The 14,256-nt window shown below is 62.0% G+C and carries 16 protein-coding genes; 6 read left to right on the forward strand and 10 right to left on the reverse strand.

Going from position 1 to position 14,256, the window contains the following annotated elements:
- The 3 genes from H7B90_RS06840 to pdhA all read right to left on the reverse strand — a co-directional run.
- The coding region (locus H7B90_RS06840) for an E3 binding domain-containing protein (protein ID WP_185135119.1) at positions 1 to 622 on the reverse strand (622 nt) is incomplete at its 3' end.
- A gap of 19 nt (positions 623 to 641) precedes the next feature.
- Positions 642 to 1,619, reverse strand: a complete 978-nt coding sequence (locus tag H7B90_RS06845; protein ID WP_185135120.1) for an alpha-ketoacid dehydrogenase subunit beta — start codon at positions 1,617 to 1,619, stop codon at positions 642 to 644.
- A 45-nt stretch (positions 1,620 to 1,664) separates the two neighbouring features.
- Entirely contained in the window at positions 1,665 to 2,738 is a 1,074-nt protein-coding gene (gene pdhA / locus H7B90_RS06850; RefSeq protein WP_373315892.1) for a pyruvate dehydrogenase (acetyl-transferring) E1 component subunit alpha, read from the reverse strand.
- Positions 2,739 to 3,169: 431 nt separating this feature from the next.
- Between pdhA and H7B90_RS06855 the strand changes: the two genes are divergently transcribed.
- Positions 3,170 to 3,916, forward strand: coding sequence for an alpha/beta hydrolase (locus H7B90_RS06855; RefSeq protein ID WP_185135122.1), 747 nt, complete (start codon positions 3,170 to 3,172; stop codon positions 3,914 to 3,916).
- 143 nt (positions 3,917 to 4,059) lie between these two features.
- Here H7B90_RS06855 and H7B90_RS06860 read toward each other — a convergent pair whose 3' ends face one another.
- From H7B90_RS06860 to H7B90_RS06870, 3 genes are read right to left on the reverse strand one after another with little or no spacing between them, the layout of a single operon-like run.
- Positions 4,060 to 4,575 (reverse strand): hypothetical protein, encoded by a 516-nt coding sequence (locus H7B90_RS06860; RefSeq protein WP_185135123.1) that lies wholly within the window; start codon positions 4,573 to 4,575, stop codon positions 4,060 to 4,062.
- Complete coding sequence (locus H7B90_RS06865; RefSeq protein ID WP_185135124.1) at positions 4,572 to 5,054, reverse strand: low molecular weight protein-tyrosine-phosphatase; 483 nt, start codon at positions 5,052 to 5,054, stop codon at positions 4,572 to 4,574. Before H7B90_RS06865 ends, H7B90_RS06860 begins: the two co-directional genes overlap by 4 nt.
- Entirely contained in the window at positions 5,051 to 5,689 is a 639-nt protein-coding gene (locus H7B90_RS06870; protein ID WP_185135125.1) for a trimeric intracellular cation channel family protein, read from the reverse strand. The genes H7B90_RS06865 and H7B90_RS06870 overlap by 4 nt, the downstream gene beginning before the upstream one ends.
- 179 nt (positions 5,690 to 5,868) lie before the next feature.
- Between H7B90_RS06870 and H7B90_RS06875 the strand changes: the two genes are divergently transcribed.
- On the forward strand, positions 5,869 to 6,531 hold the full coding sequence (locus H7B90_RS06875) for a thiamine diphosphokinase (RefSeq protein ID WP_185135126.1): 663 nt from the start codon (positions 5,869 to 5,871) through the stop codon (positions 6,529 to 6,531).
- A 68-nt stretch (positions 6,532 to 6,599) separates the two neighbouring features.
- On the opposite strand, the gene H7B90_RS06880 is transcribed toward H7B90_RS06875, so the two are convergent.
- Entirely contained in the window at positions 6,600 to 7,376 is a 777-nt protein-coding gene (locus H7B90_RS06880; protein WP_185135127.1) for an MBL fold metallo-hydrolase, read from the reverse strand.
- A gap of 27 nt (positions 7,377 to 7,403) precedes the next feature.
- Entirely contained in the window at positions 7,404 to 8,084 is a 681-nt protein-coding gene (locus H7B90_RS06885; protein ID WP_185135128.1) for a GNAT family N-acetyltransferase, read from the reverse strand.
- Between the two features lie 180 nt (positions 8,085 to 8,264).
- On the opposite strand from H7B90_RS06885, the gene H7B90_RS06890 reads away from it, so the two are divergent.
- Genes H7B90_RS06890 through H7B90_RS06905 form a run of 4 tightly spaced genes read left to right on the forward strand, consistent with a single transcriptional unit; the run spans position 8,265 to position 12,393 of the window.
- Positions 8,265 to 9,818 carry a spore germination protein gene (locus tag H7B90_RS06890; protein WP_185135129.1) on the forward strand — a complete coding sequence of 518 codons (1,554 nt, stop codon included), beginning with the start codon at positions 8,265 to 8,267 and terminating at the stop codon, positions 9,816 to 9,818.
- A gap of 4 nt (positions 9,819 to 9,822) precedes the next feature.
- The gene (locus H7B90_RS06895; RefSeq protein WP_185135130.1) at positions 9,823 to 10,935 is read left to right on the forward strand and encodes a GerAB/ArcD/ProY family transporter; all 1,113 of its coding nucleotides are present in this window, start codon (positions 9,823 to 9,825) and stop codon (positions 10,933 to 10,935) included.
- Positions 10,913 to 12,151, forward strand: coding sequence for a Ger(x)C family spore germination protein (locus tag H7B90_RS06900; RefSeq protein WP_185135131.1), 1,239 nt, complete (start codon positions 10,913 to 10,915; stop codon positions 12,149 to 12,151). The genes H7B90_RS06895 and H7B90_RS06900 overlap by 23 nt, the downstream gene beginning before the upstream one ends.
- A gap of 41 nt (positions 12,152 to 12,192) precedes the next feature.
- The gene (locus H7B90_RS06905) at positions 12,193 to 12,393 is read left to right on the forward strand and encodes a CLC_0170 family protein (protein WP_185135132.1); all 201 of its coding nucleotides are present in this window, start codon (positions 12,193 to 12,195) and stop codon (positions 12,391 to 12,393) included.
- Positions 12,394 to 12,404: 11 nt separating this feature from the next.
- Here H7B90_RS06905 and H7B90_RS06910 read toward each other — a convergent pair whose 3' ends face one another.
- Positions 12,405 to 13,064, reverse strand: coding sequence for a GNAT family N-acetyltransferase (locus H7B90_RS06910; protein ID WP_185135133.1), 660 nt, complete (start codon positions 13,062 to 13,064; stop codon positions 12,405 to 12,407).
- 97 nt (positions 13,065 to 13,161) lie between these two features.
- Positions 13,162 to 14,019 carry a carbon-nitrogen hydrolase family protein gene (locus H7B90_RS06915; RefSeq protein WP_185135134.1) on the reverse strand — a complete coding sequence of 286 codons (858 nt, stop codon included), beginning with the start codon at positions 14,017 to 14,019 and terminating at the stop codon, positions 13,162 to 13,164.
- Between the last annotated feature and the right edge of the window lie 237 nt (positions 14,020 to 14,256).

The following is a 14,256-nucleotide window of genomic DNA, read 5'->3' on the forward strand; positions in this document are numbered from 1 at the left end:
CCGCCGCGGCTTGTCCGGCGGCTGCCGGGGCTTCCGCGGCTTGCGCAGGCGCGGCCGCCGCCGCTGCGCCGCCGCCGGCGAACGCGAGCACGTCGTCGCGCGTGATGCGGCCGTTCTTGCCGGTGCCGTTCACTTCGGCGATGGCGACGCCCTTCTCGCGGGCGAGCTTGCGCACGCTCGGGGTGGCGAGCACGAGCGCGCTATCGCGCTTCGCGGCCGGAGCGGCTTGAGCTTGAGCTTGAGCTTGAGCGGCGGCGGGAGCCGGAGCCGCTTCGGCGGCCGGCGCTTGCGCCGGCTGTCCCTTCGTGTCGGCGCCGCCGGTCGAAGCGTTGCCGTCCTTGGACTGCGCGTCCGACGCGTGGATCGATTCCGGCAGCTCCCCTTCGGCTTCGATGACCGCGACGACGTCGCCGACGTGCATCACTTGGCCGTCCTTGCCGAACACTTCGAGCACCTTGCCGTTGACCGGGCAAGGAACTTCGACGATCGCCTTGTCGTTCTGTACTTCCATGATAATGTCTTCGTCTGTCACCGTCTGGCCCGGCGCGATGTGCATCTTGACGATTTCGCCTTCATGCAAGCCTTCGCCGAGCTCCGGGAACCGATATTCGAATCGAGCCACGTCGAATCCCCCTGTCCTATTAGAACTGCAGCACTTGGTTGACGGTCTTCACGATGCGCGCCGGCGTCGGAAGCCAGGCGTCCTCGATCTGGGCGAACGGATACACCGTATCCGGGCCCGCGCAGCGCAGAACCGGAGCTTCCAGGTGCAGGATCGCCTTCTCGTTGATCTGGGCGATGATCTCGGCGGCGGCGCCGGACGTCTTCTGCGCTTCCTGCACCACGATGGCGCGGTTCGTCTTCTGGATGGAAGCGACGATCGTGTCGATGTCGAGCGGCATCAGCGTGCGGAGGTCGATAACCTCGGCGTTGACGCCGTTCTTGGCGAGCTCGTCGGCCGCCTTCTTCGCCGTATGAACCATGAGGCCGTATGCGATAATCGTCACGTCCGTGCCTTCGCGGACGACGTTGGCTTTGCCGATCGGCACCGTGTATTCGCCTTCGGGAACTTCGTCGCGGAACGCGCGGTATAAGTTCAAATGCTCCATGAAGAAGACCGGATCGTTGTCGCGGATCGCGGAGATGAGCAGTCCCTTCGCGTCGTACGGGTTCGAAGGAACGACGACCTTGATGCCCGGCGTCTGGATCGCCAAGCCTTCGAGGGAGTCGGTGTGCAGCTCGGCCGCCTTGACGCCGCCTCCGAACGGAGTGCGGAAGACGATCGGCGCGTTGTAGCGGCCGCCGGAACGGTAGCGCATGCGCGCCGCTTGGACGAACATCTGGTCGAGGGCTTCGAAGATGAAGCCGACGAATTGAATCTCCGCGATCGGGCGGAAGCCTTGGGTGCCGAGGCCGACCGCCAGGCCGCCGATGGCGGATTCGGCGAGCGGCGTGTCGAACACGCGGTTCTCCCCGAATTCGGCCTGCAGGCCTTCCGTCGCCCGGAATACGCCGCCGACGTGGCCGACGTCTTCGCCGAAGATGAGCACGCTCGGGTCGCGCTTCAGCTCGACCCGCATCGCGTCTTTAATGGCTTCGATCATATTCATTTGCGCCATGGTGCTAACTCTCCCATCTATGGTTTATCAGCCGTATCGCTTGCTTTATTGGAATTCTGCCTTCTGCTCTTCCAGGTGCGGCGGCGTATTCTCGAACATGCTGTCGATCAGGCCCGGAACCGTCATCTTCTCGGTCTGCTCGGCCTTCTTGATGTGCTCGTTCACCGCGTTCTTCGCTTCTTCCTTCACGCGCGCCGTGTCTTCTTCCGTCCACAGCCCCTTCGCTTCCAGGAACTTGCCGAAGCGGACGATCGGATCCTTCAGGCTCCACTCCTGCTCTTCTTCCTTCGTGCGGTACTTGGTCGCGTCGTCGGACATCGAGTGCGGGCGGAACCGGTAGGTAAGGCCTTCGATCAGCGTCGCGCCGCCGCCGTCGCGGGCGATCGCGGCCGCTTCCTGAACGGCGGAGATGACGGCGAGCACGTCCATGCCGTCGACTTGAACGCCGCGGATGCCGGCGGCCAGCGCCTTGTGGGCGATCGATTGGGCGCCCGTCTGCTTCGCGAACGGCGTCGTGATCGCATAGCCGTTATTCTGCACGAAGTAGATGACCGGAAGCTTGAACGCGCCCGCGAAGTTGAGCCCTTCGTAGAAGTCGCCTTCCGAAGAGCCGCCGTCGCCGGTGTACGTGATGGCTACCCGCTTCTCGCCCTTCAGCTTGAAGCCCATCGCGATGCCCGTGGCATGCAGGATCTGCGCGCCGATGATGATCTGCGGCATCAGCACGTTGACGCCTTCCGGAATCTGCCCGCCATGCTGGTGGCCGCGGGAATACAGGAACGCCTGGTACAGCGGAAGGCCGTGCCAGACGAGCTGCGGCATGTCGCGGTAGCCCGGGCAGACGAAGTCGTCCTTGGTCAGCGCGTATTCGCTGCCGACCATCGTGCCCTCCTGGCCGGATACCGGCGCGTAGAAGCCGAGACGGCCTTGGCGGCCGAGATTGACGGCGCGGTCGTCCCACGTGCGGGTGAACACCATGCGGTACATAACTTCCTTCAGCTGTTCGTCGGTCAGGTCGGGCATCCGTTCGGGGTTGATGACTTCGCCTTCGGGAGACAATACGCGCAGCGGCGCGACATCTTCCGAGCGCACTTCGTGCGCAAGAGAATGAACCGGCATTGCCGGAGCGTCCAGGGAACCTTTACTCATTATCGCTCACCTCGTCTAGAATTGTGGAAGAGGGCTTTCTGTTATAGAATTATTATAGCTCTGTATGACTCATTTGGTCAAAGCAAAAAAGCCATTTTTCCCGATTTTACTTTGTTTTATTGACGCGAATGTTTGTAGTACAGGATCATGTTATGGCTGTAACACAGTAATACAAAGCGGGGCCGCGACGAGTCCTTATCCGCCAGATGACAACGATTTCACGGTTCTCTCGCGCGGATGCGGGGCCGTTCTCCGGCGCTAGACGCTGTTCGCCCCAGCGGGCGCGCGAAGGTCCCCGCTCTTCCATTATGGTGTGCCCATGCCGGACGCCGGCCATACCCGGCCCTATTCCAGCCCTATCCCAGCCATGCCCAAGCTTACCCGACGAGAGGATGTTGAACATGAGCGAAGACCGCCAGACCAGACGCACGATCGTTCGTCACGAGGTGACGAGCGCCTACTTGGCCGAGGGCCGAAGAACCCTCCGCCTGTATTTGCCTCCCGGGTACCGGGAGGATCTCGAATATCCCGTCGTCTATTGCCAGGACGGCGAAGACTTCTTCAACTTCGGGCGGATCGCCACGATCTCCCACGCTCTTATTCTCGAACGGAACTGGGAGCCGTTCGTCATCGTCGGCGTCGACGTCGACAAGAAGGTGCGCACCTCCGAATACATGCCGGGCGGCGAGCGCCACGAAGCGTACGTGCGCTTCTTCGTCGACGAACTCGTCCCCTTCGTCGAAGCCCGGACCTCCGTCGCCCGGACGCCGGAGCGGCGGCTGCTCGCCGGCGACTCGCTGGGCGCGGCCGCGAGCCTGTCGATCGCGCTGGCGCGGCCGGATCTGTTCACCCGCATTCTCTCGCTGTCGGGCGCCTATTACGAAGGCTCCATCGAACAGCTGCTGACGGCGCCCGACCTGTCGGAGCTCTCCGTCTGGATGACGGTCGGGCTTCAGGAGAACGCCTACGAGACCGATCACGGGACGTTCGACTTCGTCGACTTGAACCGTTCGGCGCGGCGCATGCTGGAGCTTCGGGGAGCCTACATCGATTACCGGGAGAAAAACGGAGAGCACAAGTGGGGCTTCTGGCAATCGGAGCTCCCCGAAGCGCTCGCCGCGTTCCTCGGGCCTTCCGCGCATATGTAATAACAAATCGCCGCAGCCGGGACAGCAGGATAGCCGCCTGCCGCTCCGATGCAAGGCAAAGCCTGCGCACATCCGGGAATCGTTCCCGGCCGCGCAGGCTTTTTGAACATAACGGACTCTCTATCGAACCCGGAAGACGCGAGCTATTCCTCTCGCGGCGGAAGCAGCCGTTCCGACTCCTCGAGCAGACGCCGCACCTCTTCCTCGCCGGCGCGCCCCTCCCGCCGGAACGCGAGCAGCTTCTCCCGCAGCGCTTCCGCCGCCGCCTCGTAAGCGGCCGTCGAATGCGCCCCTTCGGGATCGTACCAGACGAACGAGCCGTCCGGGCCGTTCCGCAGATACGGCTTGTTCCATTCGTCCGGATACGCGGGCGGAGGCGACCCGAGGGCCGCGGCGATGACTTCGTCATGCTCGAGCGGAAGCAGATGATGATACTCTTCTTCCGCGCCTCCCGCCGCGAGATTTAAATGACGAACGGCGTAATGCAAGTAATAATCGCCGAATGCCGGATCCTGTACGAGCCGGTAAGCCTCGAGATCGCCGCGGGACAGCTCCTTGATCTCGGTCAGCCTGGCGTTCAGCGCTTCCCCGCTCGCGCTTCTCATGGCCGTCAGCGGCAGGAGCGGCGCTTCCTCCGTCCTCTTGGCGTCTTCGCTCAATCCCGGTTACTCCCCTTCGCTTCGATTCTCCCGACGAGACGGTCGCAGCCGGCGCGCACCATCTCGTACACTTCGTCGAAGTTGCCGGTGTAGTACGGATCCGGAACGTCCTCGAGGCCGAGCTCGGGAGCGAGGGTCAGGAACCGGATGACTTCGGCCTTCGCTCCGGGGCCAATCATCGAGCGAATGTCCTCTTCGTTGCGGGAATCCATGGCGACGATCAAATCGTAGGCTTCTCCGTCCTCCCGCTTCAGCTGGCTGGCTCTCATCCCCTCGTAAGAGATGCCGTGACGGTCCAGCAGCTTGCGGGTTCCCTCGTGAGGAGGACGGCCGACGTGCCAATCCCCCGTTCCCGCCGACGAGACTTCCACCTGGTTCGCCAGACCCGCGGCGCGGATCCGGTCGCGGAACACCGCTTCCGCCATCGGCGAGCGGCAGATGTTGCCCAGACATACGAACAATACGCGGTAAGCCATCATGAACCTTCCCTTTCTCTTCCTCCCGCCGACCGCAGGGAGCGGCGCGGAAGCTTCCATTTGTAATGAACGGACAGCATTCGGAATACGACGATGAGAATAAACAGCACGAGCAGTTCCCAGGTGCCGTCGATCCGGCCGAGTCCGACCGCGAACCCCGCGGCGAGGGCCCATACCGCATAGATCTCGTCGCGCAGAACGAGCGGCTTGCGGCCCGCCATGATATCGCGGATCATCCCGCCCCCGATGCCCGTCAGCATGGCGGCTACCATGACGGCGTTGATCGGGAGCCGCGCGTCCACGGCGTACAACGCCCCCTGGATGGCGAACGCGGACAGCCCGATGGCGTCGAAGAACGCCTCCGCCCTTTTCCAATGATGAATCCACGTCACCGGCAGGAAAAACACGATAAGAACGGTCACGATCGCCGTGTTGAGGAAGAGGCTCTGGCTCCAGAGCGTCGTCACCGGCGCGCCGATCAACAGATTGCGCACGACTCCGCCGCCGAACGCCGTGACGAACCCCAGCACGATCACGCCGAGAATATCGTATTCCTCTTCCATCGCCACGATCGCCCCGCTGGCCGCGAACGCGATCGTGCCGATCAGACTGAATAAATGAAAGACGTCCCAATCCAAAATGATGCCGCCTCCGTCGATTCCTGCGATTCTTGTCGAGTTACGCCAATAGACCTATTTTATCGGCAGCCTTTCCGGGCGCGCAACCTTTTTCTGGTTCGCCACGCGCGCCCCTTCCGCATTATAATGGGGAGAGCGGCGGCTGGACGGGCCGCTTATCTTAAGGAGGAACGCGAGAAATGACGACGAACGCGGCGCGGCCGCGCGCCTTAATCTTCACGGGGGGCCGGCTGGGCGACTGGGCCCTTCCCCTCATCCGCGAGGACGACTACTTGATCGGCGCGGACCGGGGCGCCTTGTTCCTGACGGAACGGGGGCATCCGCCCCGCCTCGCCGTCGGGGACTTCGACTCGATCGACGAACGCCAGCTCGCCGCCGTCCGGGAAGCGGCGGGCGAATGCCTCGCCTTCGACGCCGTCGACAAAGATTGGACCGACACCGAGCTCGCCCTGCGCGAAGCGATCTCAAGAGGCTTCCGCGACATCGTCATCGTCGGCGGGCTCGGCACGAGATTCGACCACAGCCTGGCGAACGTCCATCTGCTTCGGCTGGCCCACGAGTTGGGCAGCCGGGCGATGCTGGCCGACGAACATAACGAAATCCGCTTCCTCGCCGGCCCGATCGACTGCCGGCTGGAAGCGGATTCCCGCTATCCGAACGTATCCTTGCTTCCCCTCACGCCGGAGGCGGCGGGGGTGACGCTGGTCGGCTTCGCCTACCCGCTTCGCGAAGCCGTCTTGCGGATCGGCATGTCGCTCGGCATCAGCAATCTTCTGGCCGAACCGGAGGGAACGATCGTCCTCGGCTCCGGCGAGCTGCTAGTCATCCGCAGCCGGGACTGAAGCTCCGGTCTCCTTCGACAGGAACTCCCTCCCGGGCGCGCGGCGCGACGGGGACGACGAATGCCGTCTTACGGCCGAGCGATCATCCCTTCGCGAGCGAACTCGACGGACGGCGGCAGCCCGTAATCGCGCCTCAGGTCGATGTCATGGGACAGATGGGTGAAGATCGCCCTCTCGGCCCCGACTTCCTCGACGAGGCGCAGCCCTTCCTTCACGTCGTACAGGGAGCGGGTCTCCCGCGGATACGGCTCCTCGTAGAAGCTCGTGCCGAGAACGAGCAAGCCGAGACCGCGCAGGGGCCGCTTCTCCTCTTCGGACAGGTCGAACGAGTCCGGGCAATACGCCCAAGGCTGGGCGCGTCCGTCCGGACGGTCGAACCGGTAGGCGTACGCGAACCCGTTCTTGCCGTGGTTCACCTTCCACGTCCGGACGGTCCACCCGCCGTAGCTGAGCCCGCCGTCGACGGCCTTCATCGTCAGACGTCCGCCCAGCCAAGGGAAGCGCCCCATCACCTCTTCGAGCACTTCCCCGGGCGCGTACAGGTCGGCCGTCTCCTCGCGCCAGCGGCAAGCGTCCGCCCATTCCACGAGTCCCCCGATATGGTCGAAGTGCGCGTGCGTGAGCAGGCACCGCCCGACCTTCCGGACGCCCAGCCGTTCCATCTGCGTCCGCCAATCCGGCCCGCAATCGACGAGCAGCGGCTCTTCTCCCTCCGCCTCCAGCCAGACCGACGGCCGAAGCCGGACGTTCTCCCCCGTCTTCCGCGCTTCCGCGCAGACCTCGCAATCGCAATACACCCTTGGAGTTCCGAGCGAATCCCCGTTGCCTAGAAACGTGATTTTCATCTGCTTAGGATGCTCTCTTCCGGACGGTTATATCGGCAGAAGGGCGATGCGGTCCCGCGCTTCGATCGCTTCCATCATCTCTTCCCACTCCCGCGGCTTGTTCGGCAGGGCCGAATAGTACCACCTCAGGAATCGGCCCGGCAGCGACGAAGGCAGCGAATCGGCCGATTCGTCCGCCGGGCGGAAGCAGAAGTCGAGCCCGCGGACCGCCTTGCCTTCGTGGTCCCAGGACGGATGCACGTATTCGACGTCCAGCTTCTTGAAGCCGAGATGGGACAGCACTTCGCGGCGGACGAGCGGGTTCATCGGCGACACGCTTCCGAAGGCCAGCGAAGACGCCGCTTCGGTCCCGGGATCGTAAATCTCGGCGAACATGCCGAGCGACGGAACGCCGGATTCCTTCTCGAGCTCGCGCAGATGCTTCTCCCGCTCCGTCAGCAGGAACCGTCCGATGCCGAGGCCGGCGCGCCCGATAATCGTGAAGTCGGTCATCGCGACCGCGAGTTCGGGACGGTAGCGGTATTCCGTCGCTCCGACGACCTCGCCGTCCAGAACCGCGACGTACACCTGGATCGTCGGATCCTGCAGCGGCTCTCTCCACAGCTCGAAGGCGAGCACCTCCTCCGGCGGGAACACTTCTCCCATCAAGCGATGCATCTTGGCGAAATAAGGATCGTCGATCGACGAGATTTTCCGGTATTGCAGCATCGGTTAAGTCCTCTCCTTGGTCCTTGGAATCCGAATCGATAAGGTCGGTTGTCGGTACATCCCTTACTTTAATATAGCTTGCGGCCCAAGAGCAATCTCCTTCTCCCGTCGTTTAAACGAACCCTCGGATGTCAAAGCTGGTAGTCAAGCTCCAAGTCGAACGGTTCGGGGGGTTGCGTCATGTCCACATCGGCTTCGCTTGGCACATTCGAAGACAAAATCGCTTATATCGAAGGGAAATGCGGAGACAACGGAGACTTCTCGGCGCGAAGGTTCCAGGTGTTCGGCCGTTACCCGGCCGCGCTGTTCGGCTTCTCCAATATGATCAACCCCGAGATGCTGAATACGAACGTCTTAAGGCCCCTCATGTACCGGCCCTTGCAGCTGGACGATGTGGACGATCTCCCTCCGGAGAGGCTGCGCGACGTTCTGATTAACGACTCCCTCTTCTTCAGCCAGGCGAAAATCGAAGAGGCGCCCGACCGATGGATCTCCGGTCTCGTCCATGGCCAGTCCGTCGTCGTGATCGACGGACTGGAAGGCGCGATCGTCGTCGAGACGCGCCACATCGAGAAGCGGGGGATCGAGCAGCCGCTCACCGAACAAGTGATCCGCGGTCCCCGGGAAGGCTTCATCGAGATGCTTGGGACGAACCTCTCCCTCATTCGCTACCGGCTTCAAACGCCGGAGTTCCGCGTGCATACCATGGAGATCGGCCGCCGGACGCACTCGTCGGTCGCCATCTGCCATATCGACGGGATCACGAACCCGGAGCTGGTGAACGAAGTCAAACGCCGGTTGTCCAAGATCGACGTCGACGGGGTGCTCGATTCCGGATATCTCGAACAATATATCGAGGATAACCACATTACCCCGTTCCCCCAGGTCCAGTATACGGAACGGCCGGACAAAGTGGTCGCCAACCTTCTCGAAGGGCGGGTCGCGATTCTCGTCGACGGATCCCCGCTGGCGCTGATCGTGCCGACGGTGTTCAGCCAATTCTACCAGACCGTCGAGGATTATACCGAACGATTCCTGCTTATGAGCGCGATCCGGATGGCCCGGCTCGTCGCGCTTATGTTCTCGCTCGTTTTCCCGTCCCTGTACGTCTCCATCATCTCCTTCAATCCCGAGCTGATCCCGACGGAATTCGCGGTCGCGGTCGCCGGCGGAAGAGCGGGCGTGCCCTTCCCCGCCGTCGTCGAAGTACTGATCATGGAGATCTCGATGGAGGTGCTGCGGGAAGCGACGATCCGCCTGCCTCAGCAGGTCGGCGGCGCGCTCTCCATCGTCGGGGTGCTCGTCATCGGCCAGGCGGCCGTATCGGCCGGCTTCGCCAGCCCGATCACGGTCGTCATCATCGCGCTGACGACGATCGGATCGTTCGCCACGCCGGCTTATAACGCAGCGCTCGCGCTTCGCCTGCTGCGGTTCCCGCTCGTGATCATGGCTGGCATCTTCGGCTTGTACGGCGTCATGATCGGTCTCATCCTGATCGCGAACCACATGCTGTCCCTGAAGTCGTTCGGCATCCCTTATTTGAGTCCGCTGATCCCGGGCAACTTCCAAGGTCTCAAGGATTTGCTCATTCGCGGTCCGCTATGGTGGATGAAGAAGAGGCCGGCGTTCCTTCAGACGATCGACCGGGATCGACTTGGCTCCAACACTCCTCCCGAACGCGAGGCGAGAAACGTATTGGATCCGCAGAAGATCAAAAACAAGCAGGAGCGTTAGCCCCATGGAGCCCAAGAGGCATATTACCGTAATCGAGACCGCTTCTATTCTCGTCAGCACGATCATCGGAGTCGGCGTGCTCCCTCTTCCTCTCTTCGCCGTGAACGCCGGGGATTCGGGCGCCCCGCTCATTACGTTCGTCGCCGTTCTGTTCGCGACGGTCGGCGTGGTTCTCATCGCCGTCCTCGGCATGCGATTCCCCGAGCAGACGATCGTCCAATACGGAGAGACGATCATCGGCAAGTGGCCGGGGCGGCTCGGAAGCTTGCTCGTCATCGGCTTCTTCGCGGTGCTCACTTCCCTGACCGCCCGGGAATTCGGGGAAGTCGTCGTCACGGCGGTCTTGAAGAAGACGCCGGTCGAAGTGACGGTTATCGTCATGCTGCTTCTCGCCGCGCTGTCGGTACGCAACAACTTGACGACGTTCTCGTACATTCACTACTTTTATTTTCCGCTGCTGCTGTTCCCGGCCTTGTTCATCGTGGCGCTGTCGCTCAAGAACGCGGACGTCCAGAATATCCTCCCGATCTGGGGCAACCGGCCGGTCGGGGTTACAAGAGGCATCATCACGATCACGGCGCTGTTCCAAGGCTCGTTCATCCTGACGTCCGTCATTCCGCATATGCGCAGACCGGAATACGCGATGAGGGCCAGCATGGTCGGCATGCTCGTCGCCGGCGGTCTGTACGTCATTATTGTGGCCGCCACGGTGAGCGTCTTCGGCGCGGAAGAGACCAAGAAGCTGCTATGGCCGACGCTCGAACTGGCCAAGGCGACCTCGCTTCCGGCGAACGTCCTGGAACGGCTCGATGCCGCCTTCCTCGCCGTGTGGGTCACCGCGGTCTTCACCACCCTCCTGTCGAGCTATTTTCTTACAATCCAGTCGGCCAGCCAGCTTCTGAAGCTCAAAGACCACCGGATGTTCTCGTTTTTTCTGCTGCCGTTCGTCTTCGTCATGGCCATGCAGCCTCAGAACATCGTCCAGATGTACCAAATTATCGAACTGGTCGGCCGAATCGGGCTGTTCATTACGATCGCCTATCCCGCTATGCTGCTTGTCGTCTCCATTCTTCGCAAGAAAAGAGGGGAGCGCGTTGACGACCGATCGAATCCTTAAATTAGGCAGGCGGCTGATCGTCGCCTCCTTCTTCGTTATCGCGCTGACCGGCTGCTGGGACCGGCTCGAGATCGAGGAGCGGGCCGTCGTGCTGGGAGTATCGATCGACACGGCGAGCCCGGAAGCGGAAGCGGAAGAAGACGAGGTCAGCCATCTGCAAGGATCCCAGCCCGTCCCGAGCAAGGATATGGTTCGGGTCGCCGTTCAGATCGCCCTCCCCGGCCGAATTCCCCTCGGTCCCGGCGAGAGCGGCGGGGGCGGCAAGGGCAGTGCCGGGCAGACGGTATGGGTCGTCGACGTCGTCGGACACTCGGTGGACGACGCGATCATGAACTTGCAGCAGCAAATATCATCCAGACTGTTTTTCGGCCATCTGCGGGTGATCGTCGTCTCCGAGCAGCTGGCCAAAAAAGGGCTGGAGAACGTCAACGATTACTTCCGGCGCAATTCGGAAGTCCGGCGAATGGCTTGGATGATGGTCTCCAAGGGAAGCGCGAAGGATTTGATGGTCGCCGCCCCGAAGCTGGAACGGGTTCCGACGCTCTATTTGATGTCGACGCTGGACGAGGGCATTCGGATGGGCAAATTCCCGAAGGATTACATCGGCATCTTCTGGAGCAATTCGTCCAAGAAGGGCCAGGAAGGGTTCCTTCCCTACGTGGAGATCAAGAAGGAGCAGAACGTTGAAGTCAAAGGGCTCGCTTTCTTCCGGGGCTCGAAGATGGTAGGCAAGTCGAACCCTCTCCAAATCGCCGGGTATCTGGGCGTCAAAGGCATCAATCCGGCCGGATACCGGGTCTTCGTCAAGCTCGACGGAGCTCCGAGCACGGTGATGACCGCCGCCGCCCATCGAAGCTCCAAGATCGGCCTCCGGATCCGGAACGGCATCCCCGTCTTCTCCATCCAAATCGCCATCGACGTGAATCTCGAGGAGAAGATGGGCGACAAAATCCACATCAACGACCCGAAGACGCTTCGGCGAATCGAGCTCCTGCAGGAGGAAGGAAGCGATAAATCCTACAAGGACTTTCTGGAGATGACGCAGAAGCTCGGGTCGGATATATTCGGCTTCGGAGAGATCGTCCGCTCCAAGCAGCCGGCCTTCTGGAACCGGCACGTCAAGAGCAAGGAACGTTGGCAAGAGATGTACAAGGAAGTCGAATTCGAAGTAAGCACTTCCATCAAAATCAGGCGAATCGGGATGAAGGGGAAATAAGGCGGCGGGTTACCGAACGGGGACGGGAGGAAGGCCAGCGAATGCTATACGGCAACTTAACGATCAATTACCATGGGTATGCCATCGCCCTCTTCCTGGCGAGCGGCGTCTATCTTCTGTGGCTGGACACCAAGAAATATAGCGAATCCGGCATGAAGCGCGAGAAAAAAACCGCCCAGCTGACAGGATGGATCAATCTGTCGCTAGGCGTTATCGGCTTCGTCATCAAATTGTTCTCGTAGAGCTAGGGGCATCAAGGCAGGAACGGGTTCTTCCATTCCATAAGGGCCGCGTTATGGCCGGATTCTTCGTCGTCCAGGTAATCGCGGACGACGCCGACCGGCATTCGGCCGCACTTGAGAAGGAACGTCAGAACCGGGTCCTTCCTCTCCCCCGCCTTCACCTGCTCCACGTACTGCTCCGGGGTGAGCCGGTCCGCGACCCGGCTATAGCCCGGCATCCGGCCGGCTCCGAGCAGCCGGCGGCAGCCGAGGTAGACAACCGTCTCGTACATCGACTGCATAAGCCACTTGCCGAGTCCGAAGCGGCGGTATTCCGGCATGACGCAGATGTCGACGATGTACAGCGTGTCGCCGGCCGGCTCGTGGTTGCGGATGTAGCCGCCGTCCGTGACGGAAGCCCAATCGTGACGCTCCTCGTTGTCCAGGCTCCGTCGGAGCGCGGTCATCGAACCGACGACCTTCCCGTCCATCTCGACGCACAGGGCTCCTTCCGGGAAGCGGGCGACGTGTTCGCTCAGCTGCTCCTCGTTCCACCAGAGCTCGGACGGATACGGAGGCGGGAAGCATGCCTCCTGCACGCGGATCAGCCCTTCGAAGTCGTCCGGTCCGTAGTTGCGGATTATGGCGGGAACCATGCGCTCCCCGTCCGTCGCGATCCAGCTCTTGTACATGGACGAACGCCTCCTTCCTTGGTTCGGTTATTCCATCCTTGTCCATCCTAACGTTGTTCCGTTGCTATCAACCTGGCATTCTTCCGTTCGGCCTGCCTTAGGGCCAATCCGTGTACAGGTCGGTTCGGCGGTCCCTCCAAGTCGTGACGGAACCGGCCTTGCGGACGTCCTCCAGAAGCGACAGATCCAGGTCGGCCGTAATCAGCATGTCCTCGTTGATCTCTCCCTCCGCCAAGATGCCGCGCGGCGGGAACGGAATGTCGTTCGGGGCGATGACGGCGGCTTGGCCGTAATTGGCGCGCATGAAGTCGACCCGTCGGAGCGAACCGACCGTGCCGGTCGTCACGATGTACACCTGATTCTCCACGGCGCGGGCATGGCAGCAGTAGCGGACGCGGTAGAAGCCGTGCCGGTCGTCGGTGCACGACGGACAGAAGATGACGTCGGCTCCCTTCGCCCGGACGATGCGGACGATCTCCGGGAACTCGATATCGTAGCAGGTCAAGAGGCCGATCTTGCCGTACTCGGTCTCGAACACTTCGACGCCTTCGCCCGGCGAGACGTTCCATTCTTCCCGTTCCGTCGGCGTGATGTGCAGCTTGTCCTGCGTCCATACCCGACCGTCCGGCGCGAACAGGAACGCGGTGTTGCGAATGCGGTCGCCGGCTTGCGTCACGTGCGTGCCGCCGATGATGTACACGCCGTACTCCCGCGCGAGTCCGGAGAACAGCGCTTTATACTCCTCCGTGTATTCGGCCAGCTTGGCGACGGGCTGACCGCGGCCCGTCGTATCCCCGATCGCCAGAAGCGGAGTCGTCACGAACTCCGGGAACAGCACGAACTTCGCGCCGTACTCGGAAGCGTTGCGAACGTAATGAACGACTTGCTCGCGGAAGGACTCGAATCTCTCGACGTCCTTCAGCTCGAACTGAACCGCCGATACTCTCATTTTCATGTCGTCTCCATCCTTTCCCCTCCATCTTACCTAAGCCTCGGCGTCCGGAGCAAGTCGGGTCGTCCGATTCGACCGAAGGCCGCCATGCGAGCATCCCGTTCATCCAAGACAACGATTCCGCCGGTTATCGCGCCGTTTTCGTCCCGGTGGAAAAGCAGCGCGCTGTAGGTGCCGTCGCGATCCCCGCTGATGGGGTGTCGCCTATCCGTAAATCCGATCTGCCAGCCTAATGGCAAT

Source organism: Cohnella xylanilytica (assembly GCF_014212175.1).
Classification (GTDB): domain Bacteria; phylum Bacillota; class Bacilli; order Paenibacillales; family Paenibacillaceae; genus Cohnella; species Cohnella xylanilytica.